This is a genomic window from Herbiconiux moechotypicola (genome assembly GCF_024979255.1).
GTDB lineage: Bacteria > Actinomycetota > Actinomycetes > Actinomycetales > Microbacteriaceae > Herbiconiux > Herbiconiux moechotypicola.
In genome coordinates this window covers 1-14,658 of the sequence record NZ_JANLCN010000017.1, presented here as the reverse complement: position 1 = coordinate 14,658, position 14,658 = coordinate 1, and the positions used below count along the sequence as shown (strand labels likewise).

At 71.0% G+C, this 14,658-nt stretch carries 16 protein-coding genes and 1 tRNA gene; 16 read left to right on the top strand and 1 reads right to left on the bottom strand.

Annotation, left to right across the window (positions count from 1 at the left end; translation table 11 throughout):
• Nucleotides 1–10: 10 nt before the first annotated feature.
• The 5 genes from N1031_RS19630 (at nt 11) to N1031_RS19610 (ending at nt 3,102) form a co-directional block, all read left to right on the top strand.
• Nucleotides 11–1,021 carry a TadA family conjugal transfer-associated ATPase gene (locus tag N1031_RS19630; protein ID WP_259481632.1) on the top strand — a complete coding sequence of 337 codons (1,011 nt, stop codon included), beginning with the start codon at nt 11–13 and terminating at the stop codon, nt 1,019–1,021.
• A complete protein-coding gene (locus N1031_RS19625) occupies nt 1,018–2,034 on the top strand; it encodes a hypothetical protein (RefSeq protein WP_259481631.1) in 1,017 nt (338 codons plus the stop codon). Before N1031_RS19630 ends, N1031_RS19625 begins: the two co-directional genes overlap by 4 nt.
• A 68-nt stretch (nt 2,035–2,102) precedes the next feature.
• Nucleotides 2,103–2,333: a DUF4244 domain-containing protein gene (locus tag N1031_RS19620; RefSeq protein WP_259481630.1), complete on the top strand. Its 231-nt coding sequence runs from the start codon at nt 2,103–2,105 to the stop codon at nt 2,331–2,333.
• Between the two features lie 60 nt (nt 2,334–2,393).
• The gene (locus N1031_RS19615; protein WP_259481629.1) at nt 2,394–2,717 is read left to right on the top strand and encodes a TadE family type IV pilus minor pilin; all 324 of its coding nucleotides are present in this window, start codon (nt 2,394–2,396) and stop codon (nt 2,715–2,717) included.
• On the top strand, nt 2,710–3,102 hold the full coding sequence (locus N1031_RS19610; RefSeq protein ID WP_259481628.1) for an Rv3654c family TadE-like protein: 393 nt from the start codon (nt 2,710–2,712) through the stop codon (nt 3,100–3,102). Before N1031_RS19615 ends, N1031_RS19610 begins: the two co-directional genes overlap by 8 nt.
• A 61-nt stretch (nt 3,103–3,163) precedes the next feature.
• Here N1031_RS19610 and N1031_RS19605 read toward each other — a convergent pair whose 3' ends face one another.
• A complete protein-coding gene (locus N1031_RS19605; RefSeq protein WP_259481627.1) occupies nt 3,164–3,397 on the bottom strand; it encodes a DUF8847 domain-containing protein in 234 nt (77 codons plus the stop codon).
• Between the two features lie 143 nt (nt 3,398–3,540).
• On the opposite strand from N1031_RS19605, the gene topA reads away from it, so the two are divergent.
• The 11 genes from topA to N1031_RS19550 all read left to right on the top strand — a co-directional run.
• A complete protein-coding gene (gene topA, locus N1031_RS19600; RefSeq protein ID WP_259481626.1) occupies nt 3,541–6,330 on the top strand; it encodes a type I DNA topoisomerase in 2,790 nt (929 codons plus the stop codon).
• Complete coding sequence (tmk, locus tag N1031_RS19595; RefSeq protein WP_259481625.1) at nt 6,327–6,953, top strand: dTMP kinase; 627 nt, start codon at nt 6,327–6,329, stop codon at nt 6,951–6,953. Before topA ends, tmk begins: the two co-directional genes overlap by 4 nt.
• 49 nt (nt 6,954–7,002) lie before the next feature.
• Nucleotides 7,003–8,229: a DNA polymerase III subunit delta' gene (locus N1031_RS19590; protein WP_259481624.1), complete on the top strand. Its 1,227-nt coding sequence runs from the start codon at nt 7,003–7,005 to the stop codon at nt 8,227–8,229.
• On the top strand, nt 8,226–9,794 hold the full coding sequence (locus tag N1031_RS19585; protein ID WP_259481623.1) for an alpha/beta hydrolase: 1,569 nt from the start codon (nt 8,226–8,228) through the stop codon (nt 9,792–9,794). The genes N1031_RS19590 and N1031_RS19585 overlap by 4 nt, the downstream gene beginning before the upstream one ends.
• Nucleotides 9,795–9,882: 88 nt before the next feature.
• Nucleotides 9,883–9,955, top strand: a tRNA-Thr gene (locus N1031_RS19580).
• Nucleotides 9,956–10,135: 180 nt separating this feature from the next.
• On the top strand, nt 10,136–10,816 hold the full coding sequence (locus N1031_RS19575; RefSeq protein WP_259481622.1) for a hypothetical protein: 681 nt from the start codon (nt 10,136–10,138) through the stop codon (nt 10,814–10,816).
• Between the two features lie 85 nt (nt 10,817–10,901).
• Nucleotides 10,902–11,063: a hypothetical protein gene (locus N1031_RS19570; RefSeq protein WP_259481621.1), complete on the top strand. Its 162-nt coding sequence runs from the start codon at nt 10,902–10,904 to the stop codon at nt 11,061–11,063.
• A 61-nt stretch (nt 11,064–11,124) separates the two neighbouring features.
• On the top strand, nt 11,125–12,114 hold the full coding sequence (locus N1031_RS19565) for a Gfo/Idh/MocA family protein (protein WP_259481620.1): 990 nt from the start codon (nt 11,125–11,127) through the stop codon (nt 12,112–12,114).
• A 67-nt stretch (nt 12,115–12,181) separates the two neighbouring features.
• Nucleotides 12,182–13,645 (top strand): D-alanyl-D-alanine carboxypeptidase/D-alanyl-D-alanine endopeptidase, encoded by a 1,464-nt coding sequence (gene dacB, locus N1031_RS19560; protein WP_259481619.1) that lies wholly within the window; start codon nt 12,182–12,184, stop codon nt 13,643–13,645.
• Nucleotides 13,646–13,702: 57 nt separating this feature from the next.
• The gene (locus N1031_RS19555) at nt 13,703–14,296 is read left to right on the top strand and encodes an isochorismatase family protein (protein ID WP_259481618.1); all 594 of its coding nucleotides are present in this window, start codon (nt 13,703–13,705) and stop codon (nt 14,294–14,296) included.
• Between the two features lie 87 nt (nt 14,297–14,383).
• Nucleotides 14,384–14,658, top strand: a 275-nt coding sequence (locus N1031_RS19550; protein WP_259481617.1) for an aldehyde dehydrogenase family protein, incomplete at its 3' end; no start/stop codon positions are given.

The following is a 14,658-nucleotide window of genomic DNA, read 5'->3' as shown; positions in this document are numbered from 1 at the left end:
GCGTGGGCGCATGTCCACCATCTCTTCAGACCGAGTGAGCGGCACCGGCGACGAACCGTTGCCCGGGGCCGGCGAACGGCTGCAGCTCGCCGACCTGGCCGCGTTCGGGCCGCTGGCACGCCACCTGGCCGACCCCTCGGTCACCGACCTGTTCGTCAACGGGCATCGCGAACTCTGGGTCGACCACGGCCGCGGTGCCCGGAGGGTGCTCGAGTGGACGTGCCCCACGGAATCGCAGCTCCGGGAGTTCGCCGTGCGGCTCGTGGCCCGCGGCGGCCGCCACCTCGACGAATCGGCGCCGTGCGTCGACGTGACCGTCGCGGGGCGGCGCGTGCACGTCGTTCTGCCGCCGGTCGCGGTCGGAGGCACCCTGGTGTCGGTGCGGGTGCCCGGGGCGAGGGAGCTCGGTCTCGACGAGCTCGCGGAGTCGGGGTTCTTCGGTTCGAGCGCCGCGTACGAGCGGGTGCGGCTCGCGGTGGGGGAGCGCACGAACCTGCTCGTCTCGGGTGCTGCGGGCAGCGGAAAGACCACCTTCCTGAGCGCGTGTCTCAGCGCGGCCGACCACGGGGAGCGCATCGTGGTGATCGAAGACGTGACCGAGTTGCGCGTGACGCATCCCCACGTGGTGGCGCTGCAGGCGCGGCAGCCGAACCTCGAAGGGGCGGGGGCCGTGGGCCTCCCCGAACTGGTGCGTCAGGCGCTGCGCATGAGGCCGGACAGGCTCGTGCTCGGTGAGTGCCGGGGCGCCGAGGTGCGCGAACTCTTCGCCGCCCTGAACACGGGCCACGACGGGGGTGCGGGCACGCTGCACGCCAACGCCCTGGGCGATGTGCCGGCCCGGCTGGAGGCGCTCGGGGCGCTCGCGGGCCTCGACGCGGTGGCTGTTGCGCGACAGGCGGTCAGTGCCATCGGGCTGCTGTGCCACCTCGGCAGACGCGGTCCACAGCGGGTGCTGGAGGGATTCGGTCGGTTCGAGCTCGATCATCGAGACCGGCTCGTCGTGCGGGAGGTCTCACCGTGAACGGCGCATCGGTGCCGACCGCTCTCGACGAGGTCTCGGCGGTGGCCGATCGGGTGGCCGCGCTGTTGGCGGCCGGTGTCTCTCCGCGAGCGGCCTGGGGGCACCTGGCCGCGGTGGAGTGGGCGCAGCCCGAGAAGGGGTCGGTGACGCGTTCTCGGCAGCGGGAGCGGTCGGGTGCGGGATCGGGTTCGGGTGTGGCGGGGAATGGCGCCGCGATCCACACGATCGCGGAGGCTCTCGCTTCGGGGATGGCCGTGCCGGAGGCTCTCTGTGCCGTCGCAGAGGAGGGGCGGCAGGGGCTGCCCGTGCGTCGTGCGTGGCGGATGCTCGGGGTGACGTGGGCGGTGGCGGAGGAATCGGGTGCTCCGCTGGCGGTGTGCCTCCGAGACGCCTCCGCGGCCTTCGCCGACGCGGCCTCAGCTGAGAGAGACCGGGCCGTCGCGTTGGCGGGTCCCCGTGCCACGGCACGGCTGGTGACCGTCCTGCCCCTGATCTCGGTGCTGGGCGGAACCCTGATCGGCCTCGACACCGTCCACATCCTGATCGCCACGGCCGGTGGCTGGATCTGTCTGGTTCTGGGCCTGGGGCTGATGCTCGCGGGCCGGGCGTGGTCTGCTGCACTCCTGGCGAAGGCCGCGGGCTCGGGCGATCGCATGACGACCGGGCTCGCGCTCGATCTCGTGGCCGTGGCCGTGCGTGGGGGAGGCCCGCTCGAGACGGCGGTCGACCGCGTCGAGCGGCAGTGGCGACGGCTCGGCCTCGGCGGGTCGTTCGGGGTGGAGCGCGTGCAGGGGGTCGTGGAGCTCGCCCGTCGGTCCGGTGCCGCGCCGGCCGAACTGCTCCGCGGCGAAGCGGCACGACAGCGGCGCGCCGGCGTCGCGCGAGGCCGCGCCGACGCGGCTTCGCTGGCCGTGTGGCTCATGCTCCCGCTGGGCGCGTGCGTGCTGCCCGCGTTCTTCGTGCTCACCGTGGTTCCGATGTTCCTCGGTGTGCTGGGCCGGGTCACGGGATGACCACGCCGGAACACCACTCCACAGAGAGCCCCCCAGAAAACAGAGAGCCTCACAGAAAGAAGGACGACATGAACGACATCCCATCCCCCCTCGATCGACAGCGGTTCGCCCCCGCCATGCTCCGGAGACGCCTCGCCGAGCTTCTCGGCGACGACAGCGGAGCGGCCACCGCCGAATACGCCATCGCCACCCTCGCCGCGGTCGGGCTCGCCGGGCTGCTCGTGGTGATCCTGCGGGGAGACGAGGTCAAGGGAATGCTCACCGAGCTCATCAGCCGTGCACTCACGAGTGCCGGGTAGGTGAGTCCGGTGCACAGGATCGACCGGTCCCTCTCGCGGCGAGATCTCGAGCGGGGTTCGGTGACCGCCGAGTTCGCCATGATGCTGCCGGCTGTTGCGGTGCTGCTGGCACTCGGGGCGGTGGGCGCCCAGCTCGGTGCCACCCAGGTGATGCTCACCGACGCCACCGCCGACGCGGCCCGCCTCGCGGCGAGGGGCGAGCCGCACGCTGCGCAGGATCGGCTGTCCGGGGCGGTGCCGGGTGCCAGTCTGGAGATTCAGCACCGCGGCGGTCTCGTGTGCGTCGCGACCCGCGTGCGGGCGGGAGCGAGCGGGCTCGGCTCCCTCGTCGAACTCACGGCGACGGGGTGCGCGCTCGACGACTCGAGGCCTCCCGATGGCTGATCGCCACGGTGGGTTGCTGCGCGAGGTCACCCGCGAGCGCGGTTCGGGGTCCGTGCTCGCGATCGCCGTGCTGGTCGTCGCCGCGACGCTCGCCGGGACGGGCTTCCTGCTGGGATCCGCACTCGCTGAGCGACAGCGGCTCCAGGGCGCCGCCGACGCCGCGGCACTCGCGGCCGCCGACGTGCTGGCGGGCCGCGTCGCCGGGGAACCGTGCGGCGTCGCCGGTGAGGTGGCGAGCGCCCTCGAGGCGCGGCTCGTCGACTGTCACGCCGTCGACACAGCGGGTGAGGCGGGGGCCGGTGGAGACGTGGTCGTGAGACTGGGCGCGCGGGTCGCCGACCTCGTCGACCTGACGGTGTCGGCCCGGGCGGGGCCTCGTGGATGAAGCCGCCGCGGCCGGCCGGAGCCCCGCCGCGGCCGGGCGGAGCCGGTCCGGCCGGAGCCGGTCAGCGCACGACGGCCTCGACGTAGCGGTAGTCGACCGCGCTCGGGCGCTCGGAGTCGGTGAACTCCACCCCGGCCGCACGGCGGTAGAGGTAGTGTTTGGCGGTGCTGCCGGCCGGAACGGTGAGACGCGCCTGCGGTTCACCCGACGAGGTGAAATCCGTGCGGATGGTCTTGCCCTCGAGGGGGCCGTCGGTGAGCTTGGCGGTGTAGCTGCCGGAGCCGATGGGCGTCATGGTGCCTTCCCTTCATCATCGAAGTGATCGCTACCATTGTGCTCCAGCCGCGCGGCGTGCACCAGGCGATTAGGCACCCTCCAGCCGGAGGTGTGTATGGTGTGGCTGACACGTCCCCCGTGTCGCATATATAAGGAGTGACTGTGCCAGGCCCGAGAAAGCTCGTCATCGTGGAGTCCCCCACGAAGGTGAAGTCGATCGCCCAGTATCTGGGAGACGGCTTCGATGTGATGGCGTCGGTCGGGCACATCCGCGACCTGGTGGAGCCCAAGAACCTCCCCGCCGAGCTCAAGAAGGGGTCGCTCGGCAAGTTCTCGGTCGACGTCGAGAACAAGTTCGAGCCGTACTACGTCGTCTCCGACGCCAAGAAGAAGACCGTCGCCGAACTCAAGAAGGCGCTCGCCGGAGCCGACGAACTCTATCTCGCGACTGATGAAGACCGCGAGGGGGAGGCCATCGCGTGGCACCTCCTGCAGGTGCTGAAGCCCAAGGTTCCGGTGCACCGCATGGTGTTCCACGAGATCACCCGCGAGGCCATCGAGGCGGCGCGCGACAACACGCGGCAGATCGACGACGCCCTGGTCGACGCGCAGGAGACCCGGCGCATCCTGGACCGTCTGTACGGCTACGAGGTGTCGCCCGTGCTCTGGCGCAAGGTCGGTCCCGGTCTCTCGGCGGGGCGGGTGCAGTCGGCAGCCACGAGGCTCGTGGTCGACCGCGAGCGGGAGCGGCTCGCCTTCGTCTCGGCGAACTACTGGGATCTCACGGCCACCCTCGTTCCCGATGCCTCGGCGCCCCAGACCGATGCCTTCGACGCCCGCCTGGTGCGGCTGAACGGCGAGCGGGTCGCCTCCGGTCGCGACTTCGACGAGTCGGGCGTGCTGAAGGGCAAGGCTGTCGCCCTCGGCGAGGCCGCCGCGAAGTCGCTCTCCGAGGCGCTCTCCGCCGACGGCGTCGACATCCGGGTCACGAGCGTGGAGTCCAAGCCCTACACGAGGCGCCCGGCAGCGCCCTTCACCACGTCGACGCTGCAGCAGGAGGCCGCCCGCAAGCTGCGCTTCTCGGCTCGGCAGACCATGAGCGTGGCCCAGTCGCTCTACGAGAACGGCTACATCACCTACATGCGCACCGACTCCCCGTCGCTGTCGCAGCAGGCCATCACCGCCGCGCGGAACCAGGCGAGCAGTCTCTACGGTCCGGAGACGATCCCCGACAAGCCCCGCCTCTACAGCGGCAAGGGCAAGAACGCCCAGGAGGCGCACGAGGCGATCCGCCCGGCCGGAGAGGTGTTCAAGACGCCCGCCGAGCTGTCCTCCACGCTGCGCGGCAACGACTTCCGGCTCTACGAGCTGATCTGGAAGCGCACGGTCGCCTCGCAGATGGCCGACGCGCGCGGATCGACCGCCACGGTGACCATCGCGGCCGGCCCGGTCGAGGTCGCCGAACTCGGGGGCGCCACGAACGCGGAGTTCTCGGCATCGGGAACCGTCATCACCTTCCGCGGCTTCCTCCACGCCTACGAGGAGAGCCGCGACGAAGAGCGCAACGCCACCGCCGAGCCCGCCGAGGCCAAGCTGCCCGCCCTCACCGAGAAGCAGCAGCTCGCCGCGGTCGAGGTGGCCGCCGCCGGCCACGACACCACGCCGCCGCCGCGCTACACCGAGGCCAGCCTCGTGAAGGCGCTCGACGAGCTCGGCATCGGCCGGCCGTCGACCTACGCCTCGATCATCTCCACCATCATCGACCGCGGCTACGTCACCCCGCGCGGCCAGGCTCTCATCCCGAGCTGGACCGCCTTCTCGGTGGTGCGGTTGCTCGAAGACTTCTTCACCGAGCTTGTGGACTACGACTTCACCGCGGCGCTCGAGGCCGACCTCGACAAGATCGCCGACGGCGAGGAGGACCGTGTCGACTGGCTGAACGGCTTCTACTTCGGCAGCGAGGGGCACCCGGGCCTGCGCAGCGTCATCGACAACCTCGGCGAGATCGACGCGAGGGCCGTGAACTCCGTCGCGATCGCCGACGACATCACCTTGCGCATCGGCAAGTACGGCCCCTACCTCGAGGTGCTCGACCCCTCGGGCGACCTCGACGCGCCGCCGCGCCGAGTGAACCTGCCCCAAGACCTCGCACCCGACGAGCTCACCCCTGAGCGGGCGCGGGAGATCGTCGACGCACCGGTCGTGACCGACCGCGTCATCGGCGTCAACCCCGAGAACGGCAAGGAGATCGTGGCGAAGGACGGCCGCTTCGGCCCCTACGTCACCGAGCTCGAGCCCGCCGCACCCGAGACGGAAGCGGCAGCCGTGGCAGCACCCGCGGCGCCTGCCGAAGGCGCCACGGCGGCCAAGGCCACGAAGAAGGTAGCCCCCAAGAAGGCAGCCGCGGTGAAGCCGCGCACGGCCTCGCTGTTCAAGTCGATGGACCTCGCGACCATCGACCTCACCACAGCGCTCCGGCTGCTCGAGCTGCCGCGGACCGTCGGAGACGACCCGGAGTCGGGTGAGCCCATCACCGCCCAGAACGGCAAGTTCGGCCCCTACCTCAAGAAGGGCACCGACACTCGCTCTCTCACGAGCGAGGACCTCATCTTCGACATCGACCTCCCCGGTGCGGTCGAGCTCTTCGCCCAGCCGAAGTACGGCGCTCGCCGGGCGTCGTCGGCGCTCAAGGAGTTCGAGGCCGACCCCGAGAGCGGCAAGCCGATCAAGGTCAAGGACGGACGGTTCGGGCCTTACGTCACCGACGGCGTGACCAATGCCACCATCCCGCGTGGTGAGACCGTGGAGGAGATCGACTTCGACCGCGCCGTGCAGCTACTCGCCGACAAGCGTGCCAAGGGCCCGGCGAAGCCCCGGGCGAAGGCGTCGTCGACGGCGGCCAAGAAGCCTGCCGCCCGAAAGACGGGCAGCCGGGCCGCGACGAAGTCGTGACCGGGCTGTTCATCACCCTCGAAGGCGGCGACGGCGTCGGCAAGTCGACCCAGGCCGCACTCCTGGAGTCCTGGCTCGTAGCGGCCGGCCGCACCGTCGTGCGCACGCGCGAACCGGGTGGAACCGAGATCGGCACCGAGATCCGCGAGATCGTGCTGCACAGCCGCGGCCACATCAGCCCGCGCGCCGAGGCCCTGCTCTACGCCGCCGACCGCGCGCAGCACATCGCCATGAAGGTCAGGCCCGCCCTCGAGCGCGGCGAGGTGGTGGTGCAGGACCGCTACCTCGACTCCTCGGTGGCCTACCAGGGTGCCGGCCGGGTTCTCGACGGGGGCGAGATCCGCTCCCTCTCGCTGTGGGCGGCCGACGGCCTGCTGCCCGACCTCACGGTGCTGCTCGACCTCGACGAAGACGCCGCCCGCGCGCGCCTCGACGGCGCCAACAAGCGCTTCGACCGGCTCGAGGCCGAGAAGTCCGACTTCCACCGGCGCGTTCGCGGTGCCTTCCTGGGCCTCGCGAACGCCGAGCCGGCGCGATTCCTCGTGGTCGACGCGGCGGGCGCGCCCGACGAGATCGCGGCGAGCATCCGTGCCCGGGTCGAGTTCCTGCTCGCGCACCCGTGAGCGGCGCCGCCCTCGGCGCGCTGTCAGCGGGTGCCGATAGGTTGACCGCATGACAGTCTGGGACGACCTCACCGGTCAAGAGGCCGCCATCGAGGTGTTCCGTGCCGCCGCCGAGTCGGCCGCCGCGCCGCGCGATCCGTCTGCCACCCTGGTCTCCGACGAGGCCGCCGCCCCCGCGCATCCGGATTCGATGACCCACTCGTGGCTCGTCACGGGCCCACCCGGCTCGGGCCGCTCGAATCTCGCCTACGCTTTCGCCTCGTCGCTCCTCTGCGCGAACGGCGGATGCGGAGTGTGCGCCGACTGCCGCCAGGTGGCGGCCCGCTCGCATCCCGATCTCTCGGTGCTGGCCACCGAGCGCGTGATCATCTCGATCGACGAGGTGCGCAGGCTCGTCACGGCCTCGCAGTTCTCGCCCTCGGTGTCGAGGTATCGCGTCGTCGTCATCGAAGACGCCGACCGCATGGCCGAGCGCACCTCGAACGTGCTTCTCAAAGCGCTCGAAGAGCCGCCCGAGCGCACGGTGTGGGTGCTCTGCGCGCCGAGCGAGGCCGATCTGCTGCCCACCATCCGGTCACGCGTGCGATCGGTGCGGCTGCGGGTGCCGAGCACCGCCGACGTCGCCGCGATCGTGATGCGGCGCGACGGCGTCGACGAAGAGCTCGCCCTGCGGGCGGCGCGCGAGGCTCAGAGCCACATCGGCATGGCGCACCGGCTCGCCACGAACCAGGAGGCCCGTGAGCGGCGGGCGGAGACGCTCAGGCTCGCGCTGTCGGTCACGTCGGTCGGCGACGCCGTGCGGGGGGCCGCCACCCTGCTCGAGGTGGCGGGGGCCGATGCGAAGGCCATCACCGAGGAGCGCGACGCCGAGGAGCGAGCCGCCGCCCTGCGCTCGCTCGGTGTGGAGCCGGGGCAGGCCGTGCCACCGGCGCTCCGCGGGCAGATCAAGGCGCTCGAAGACGACCAGAAGCGCCGGGCCACCCGGAGCCTTCGCGATGGCATCGACCGCATCCTGACCGACCTGCACTCGCTGTATCGCGACGTGCTGGTGGTGCAGCTCGGTGCCCATGTCGAGCTCGTGAACGAGGCGATCTCGGGCGAGGTGGCCTCGCTCGCGGGCGCGGGGGAACCCGCCACCACCCTCGGCGTCATCGACGCCGTCGCCGATGCCCGCCGGCGGGTGGCCGCCAACGTCGCCCCCGCCCTCGCCCTCGAGGCGATGCTCGTCACGGTCGCCGAGGCGAACCGTCTCGCGGCGCGAAAGGTGCAGTCGTGAACCGTCCCTCCTCCGTTCGCCGCCTCGCTGCCCTGACGGCGCTCGCGGCGACCGCAGCGCTCGTTCTCAGCGGGTGCGTACCCTGGATCGTCGGAGCGGCCGGACCGGGGGGTTCCGCGGCGGTGCCCGCGACCTCGACCCCGACAGGCGAGGAGGTCGCGGCCGAGCTCGAACCCTTCTACACGCAGGAGCTCGTGTGGACGCCGTGCGGCAGCGGCTTCCAGTGCACCACCGCCACCGCGCCGCTGGACTGGTCGAACCCCGGTGGAGACACGATCGAGCTCGCGCTCATCAAGAAGCCCGCGACCGGTGACACCAGGCTGGGTTCGCTGTTCGTCAACCCGGGTGGCCCGGGTGCGTCGGCCTACGACTTCGTGGAGCAGTCGGCAGACTACGCCGCGCATCCGTCACTCCAGTCCTCGTACGACCTCATCGGTTACGACCCGAGGGGCACCGGGCATTCCGACCACGTCTCGTGCCTCACCGACAGTGAGCGCGACGCCTGGCTCTACGACCTCGTGCCCGGCGAGCGCGGTTCGGAGGAGTGGATCGAGGCGTACACCGAGTCGTCGCGCGACTTCGCCGAGAAGTGTGCCGAGAACACCGGCCCGCTGCTGGAGTTCGTCGATACCGAGAGCACCACGCACGACCTCGACATGCTGCGCGCCGCGGTGGGCGACGAGAAGCTCAACTACCTCGGCTACTCGTACGGAACCCTGCTCGGGGCGGTTTACGCCGAGAACTTCCCCGAGAAGGTCGGTCGCATGGTGCTCGACGGCGCCGAAGACCCGAGCTCGAGCGGGTTCGACATCACCATCTCCCAGGCCGCTGGCTTCGAGAACGCCCTGAAGAACTATCTCGCCGATTGCGCCACGCGCGACGACTGCTGGTTCTCGGGGAGTGCGGATGCGGCGCTCACGCGGGTGCAGGAGCTGCTGGCGCAGGTGGAGGCGAGCCCCATCCGTGCCTCCGACGGCCGGCAGCTCGGGGCCAGCAACCTGCTCACCGCCCTCTTCTTCCCGCTCTACAGCGAATCGAACTGGCCCTACCTCGACACGCTGTTCAGCTCGGTCGAAGACGGCGACGCCGACTTCGCCTTCCAGCTGGCCGACGCCTACAACAGCCGCAACGACGACGGCACCTACGCCGACAACCTCATCGAGTCGTTCACCGCCATCTCGTGCGCCGACTACCCGTTCACCACCGACCCGGCGGTCGTCGCCGAGCAGAACGCCGCCCTCGTCGCGGCCTCGCCGACCGTGGGGCCGTATTGGACGTACGGCGACATCGGATGCGCGGAGTGGCCCTACCCGAGCACCCGGGTGCCTGCCGCGGTGACGGCGGCCGGTTCGCAGCCCATACTGGTCGTGGGTACGACCGGCGACCCGGCGACGCCCTACCACTGGGCGCAGGCGCTGGCCGAGCAGCTCGAGAACGGGCAGCTCGTGACCTTCGAGGGCGAGGGTCACACCGCCTACAACTCGTCGAGCTGCGTGGCCGGGGTAGTGGATGCGTACTTCCTCGACGGGACGGTGCCGTCGGCCGATCCGCGCTGCACCAGCTGAGACCGGTGCACTGCACGCGGTCGGCGTGCGCGGGCGTCGCGGTGATCGGCTATGCTGTGTAGCTGTGCCTGCGCCCGACGCAGGCCAGGCCGCCTTAGCTCAGTCGGCAGAGCGATTCACTCGTAATGAATAGGTCGTGGGTTCGATTCCCACAGGCGGCCCTCACACGGCACCCGGCCCTTCTCGGCCGCATCGCGTCACGATGGCGCATCTGGCGGGTTCAGCCCGATTGGCATCGGCGACATCTGTCACGTAGGGTGTAACTCGCGTTTCTTCAGCACCATCTAGCACACCAGTTACGAAAATGCGGGCGCGACACCTGCCGATCTACCCGGAGGATCATGAGCAACGCAGAACTGTCGTTCGACGACCTCATGAGGTTCGACAAGCCGACGGCCGTGCCGGCGGCGTCCGAGGTGAACCCCGGTCCGAGACGGCGGCTGCGCGCGGTGGAGCCGGAGGAGACGACCTTCCCAGCAGGCCACGTGGCCGAGGGCTTCGAGGGTGCGGAGAGCGATTCCTTCGACGAGTTGTTCGGTCTGACCGGGCTCGACTCGACGGACCTGCAGATCGTCGACCTGCAGGTGACCGAGAAGCCGGTCGCGGTCGCGTCTCCGGTGGCCGCCGTGCCCGCAGCCCCTGCGGTGCCAGAAGCGGCTCCGATCTCGCCTCGGCGCGCTGCGGCGGCCGAGCGGGAGGCCGCCGAGCGTGCGGTCGCCGAGCGGGAGGCCGCCGAGCGGGAGGCCGCCGAACGTGCGGCAGCCGAACGTGTCGCTGCGGAGCGCTCCGCGATCGAGCCCGCCGCTGAGCCGGCCACGACCCCGACGGTCGAAGCGCCGATGGCGGCACCGGCCTCCCGCGTGCGCGCCTCGGCTTCTGAGCGGCGCGGCGAGTTCTACCGCCGTGACCTGCACTCCGGCTGGACCCGCTTCCGCGAGAACCTCGCCGTGCGCATCACCGGGTGGACCGTTCTCGTCGGCGCGACGGGCGTTCTGGTCGTCTTCGCGATCGAGCGCTTCTAATTCGACTGTCGTCGTCCAAGTAACCCTCAGCTTCCGTTCACACGCTCGACACCGGGGCCGCGTCGCGCGGGTCTAACCTGGCGCCATGCCTTCGACGCAGAGACGTCGGAGGTCACGACGTCGCCACTACGACAAGTACTATCGTCCCCAGCGGCCGCGCCTGCGGTTGTTCTTGACCATCGGTCTGGTCGCTCTGCTCGTGCTGCTCGCCGGCATCCTCACCTGGGCGGCGCTCGTGTACAAGTGAGCGCCCGGTCGTGTCGGTGGCGACCGCTAGAGTCGAGGTGACGAGAGTTAGGGAGTCATCGATGACATCATTCCGCTGGGGCGTTCTCGGCAGCGGCGGCATCGCCGCCACCTTCACACGCGACCTGCAGCTCACCGGCCGCGAGGTCACGGCCGTGGGTTCGCGCTCGCAGGGGTCGGCCGACGCGTTCGCCGAGCGTTTCGGCATCGGGGCGGCGCACGGCAGCTACGAGGCGCTGGTCTCCGACCCCGAGGTCGACATCGTCTACATCGCGACGCCGCACCCCTATCACGCCGAGAATGCGCTCCTCGCGATCGCGGCGGGCAAGCACGTGCTGGTCGAGAAGCCCTTCACCCTCAACGCCGCCGAGGCCGAGCAGGTGGCCGTCGCGGCCGCCGAGGCCGGCGTGGTGGTGCTCGAGGCGATGTGGACGCGGTTCCTGCCCCACATGGCGCGCATCCGCGAGATCATCGCCGCGGGCACCCTCGGCGACGTACGCACCGTCATCGCCGACCACGACCAGAAGCTGCCCTCCGACCCGAACCACCGGCTCAACGACCCGGCGCTCGGCGGCGGCAGCCTGCTCGACCTCGGCATCTACCCGGTCTCGTTCGCGGTCGACATCCTGGGTCTGCCCGAGCGCATCATCGCGCACGCCACCCTCACCGCGACGGGCGTCGACCGGCAGACCGCCCTCATCTTCGAGCACGACGGCGGCCGCCAGTCGCTGCTGCACTGCGCGCTCGACACCCGAGGCCCGGTGACCGCGTCGATCATGGGCACCGAGGCCCGCATCGAGATCGACTCCTGGTGGTACAACCCCACCTCCTTCACGGTGATCGCGCCCGACGACACGGTGCTCGAGCGCTACGAGACGCCCGACTCCGGTGTCGGCGCCCGGGGCATGGATTTCCAGGCCGCCGAGATCGAGCGCGTCATCGCGGCCGGCGAATCGGAGAGCCCATTGCTCCCGCTCTCGCAGACCGTGGCCATCATGGGGGTGCTCGACGCCGCCCGCGAGCAGATCGGGTTGCGCTACCCGGGTGAGTAGCCCGGCCGGCGAGTAGGCGGATGCGCGGGGCCCGTGCTTGGATGGGCTGCGTGAACGGGATCGAGCGATGAGCAGCGACGGAGCGAAGCGCGGCGGCGCGGTCGCGGCTCTCCGGCGACGGCCGCGGCTCACCGCGATCGTCTCGGCGGCGGTCGCGGTCGTGGTGCTCGGCGGCGGTGCTTTCGCCGTCGGGGCCGCCACGGCGGCACCTGCCGTTCCGACCTCGACCGCGGCTGCAGAGGACAATGGCGCCACCGGAGCCGTGACCTCGACCGCCACAGCCACCCCGACTCCCACCCCGACCCCTGATCCGCGCCCCGTCCCCGCCGCGGGCTCCGCCCCGGCCCCCGTGCGCACCTGCTCGGTCGCCGACCTCGCGGCCGACTCCCGCCTCGGCACCTTCCTCGGCGAGGTGCGCAATGCCACCACCGGCGAGGTGCTCTTCGACCGGAGCGGCTCGACCTTCGCGCGCACCGCCAGCGTGATGAAGGTGCTCACCAGCGCGGCGGCCCTCGCCGTGCTCGGCTCCGCCTACCAGGTGCCCACCACCGTGGTGAAGGGGGCGAACCCGGGCGAGGTCGTGCTCGTGGGCGGCGGCGACATCACCCTCGCCAGTGGTTCGTCGAACATCTACACGGGCTCTGCCAGCATGCTCGACCTCGCCGACCAGGTGAACGCCGCCTGGAACGCCGACCCCTCCACCGCAGGCACCGCCATCACGAGCATCGTGCTCGACGCCGGTGCCTTCTCGGGCGACCGGTGGCAGCCGAGCTGGAACCGCAAGGAGCTCTACGACGGCTACTCCTCCGAGGTCACCGCCCTCCAGGTCGACGGCGACCGCGCCTCCCCGTCATCGAACGTCTCCGAACGCAGTGAGAACGCCGTGCTCTCGGCCGGCGAGGCCTTCGCTGACGCGCTGGGCGCCTCCGGAGCCACGCTCACCGAGGGGGTCGCGCCGGCAGGCGCGGCGCAGCTCGGACAGGTGCTCTCGGCGCCGGTGGGCACGATGATCCCGGATGCGCTGCTGCGCTCCGACAACACCGAGGCCGAGATGCTGGCGCGCCTGGTGGCCATCGAGCTCGGCGTGGGCAGCGACTTCGCAGCGCTGCAGACCGCCATCCCCCAGGCGCTGGCGCGCTACGGGCTCGACACCAGCGGCCTCGTGATCGCCGACGGGTCGGGGCTGAGCGACGACAACGGGGTGTCGCCCGACTTCCTCACCGAGCTGTTCGTGAAGATCCAGGCGGGGGAGGGCGAGCTCGCGATCATCCGCGACGGGCTCCCGGTGGCCGGGGTGAGCGGTACGCTCGCCGGCCGTTTCACCGACTCGCCCGCCGCGGGCAGCGTGATCGCCAAGACCGGGTGGATCGACACCGGATACACCCTCGCGGGGATCGTGAACGCCCCCGACGGCGCGGTGCTCACCTTCGCCTTCTTCGCGCTCGACGACGTGGGCGACAGCGCCCGCACGGCCCTCGACGCTCTCACCACGGGCGTCTACCAGTGCGGAAACGGCCTCTCCACCCTCTGAGAGCCTCCCGATCGAGACCGGGTGTCGCCCGGCCGCGTGTATACCTAGACTGTACACATGGCCAGAGCGCTCTTCATCATCGACGTGCAGAACGACTTCATCGAGGGCGGCGCCCTCGGGGTCGAAGGCGGCACCGCTGTGGCCGAGGGCATCTCGCGACTGCTCGCCGAGCATCCCGACAGCTACGACTTCGTCATCGCCTCGCGCGACTGGCACGACCCCGACAACGACAACGGCGGGCACTTCGCCACGGATGCGGAGCCCGACTTCGAGAGCACCTGGCCCGTGCACTGCGTGGCCGGCACCTTTGGGGCCGAATACCACGACGAGCTCACCACCCGCGCGATCGACCATCACGTGCGCAAGGGGCAGGGCGAGCCCGCCTACTCCATCTACGAGGGCACCACCGAGGAGGGCGGCACCGTGCACGAGCTGCTCGACGCGAACGGCGTCACCGAGATCGACGTGGCCGGCCTTGCTACCGACTACTGCGTGCGTGCCTCGGCGCTCGACGCGATCGAGCACGGCCGGCACGTGCGCATCATCACCGACCTCGTCGCCGGGGTGTCTCCGGATGCGTCACGCGAGGCCATCGCCGAGCTCGCGCGGGCGGGGGCCGACCTGGTGACCTCGGACCTCATCGACCGCTGACCCGACCACCGCCACGACCACTGACCCGACCGCGCTGCACCGCGCATCCCGAATCACCCGACCTCACACCGCTGTGAAAGGAACACCATGACCGACCTCCTCGTGCCCTCCGCCGCCTCCGCCGCCGAGGCCGCGCTGCTGGCCTCCGTGCCCGACGGCCTGTTCATCGGAGGGAAGTGGGGTCCCTCGTCGACCGGGCGCACGCTCGACGTGATCGACCCCTCGTCTGGAGCGGTCATCAAGTCCATCGCCGACGCCACTCCCGACGACGCGATCCGTGCTCTGGATGCGGCGGTGGGTGCGGCGGATGGGTGGGCGGCGACGGCTCCGCGGGTGCGGGGTGAGATTCTTCGTCGGGCGTT

What these genes read in the sequence shown, in the direction of transcription:
- N1031_RS19570 (WP_259481621.1), top strand. Translation starts at nt 10,902, where the DNA reads ATGCCTTCGACGCAGAGACGTCGGAGGTCACGACGTCGCCACTACGAC.
- N1031_RS19610 (WP_259481628.1), top strand. Translation starts at nt 2,710, where the DNA reads ATGGCTGATCGCCACGGTGGGTTGCTGCGCGAGGTCACCCGCGAGCGC.
- N1031_RS19565 (WP_259481620.1), top strand. Translation starts at nt 11,125, where the DNA reads ATGACATCATTCCGCTGGGGCGTTCTCGGCAGCGGCGGCATCGCCGCC.
- dacB (WP_259481619.1), top strand. Translation starts at nt 12,182, where the DNA reads ATGAGCAGCGACGGAGCGAAGCGCGGCGGCGCGGTCGCGGCTCTCCGG.
- N1031_RS19555 (WP_259481618.1), top strand. Translation starts at nt 13,703, where the DNA reads ATGGCCAGAGCGCTCTTCATCATCGACGTGCAGAACGACTTCATCGAG.
- N1031_RS19620 (WP_259481630.1), top strand. Translation starts at nt 2,103, where the DNA reads ATGAACGACATCCCATCCCCCCTCGATCGACAGCGGTTCGCCCCCGCC.
- N1031_RS19605 (WP_259481627.1), bottom strand. Translation starts at nt 3,397, where the DNA reads ATGACGCCCATCGGCTCCGGCAGCTACACCGCCAAGCTCACCGACGGC.
- N1031_RS19630 (WP_259481632.1), top strand. Translation starts at nt 11, where the DNA reads ATGTCCACCATCTCTTCAGACCGAGTGAGCGGCACCGGCGACGAACCG.
- N1031_RS19575 (WP_259481622.1), top strand. Translation starts at nt 10,136, where the DNA reads ATGAGCAACGCAGAACTGTCGTTCGACGACCTCATGAGGTTCGACAAG.
- N1031_RS19590 (WP_259481624.1), top strand. Translation starts at nt 7,003, where the DNA reads ATGACAGTCTGGGACGACCTCACCGGTCAAGAGGCCGCCATCGAGGTG.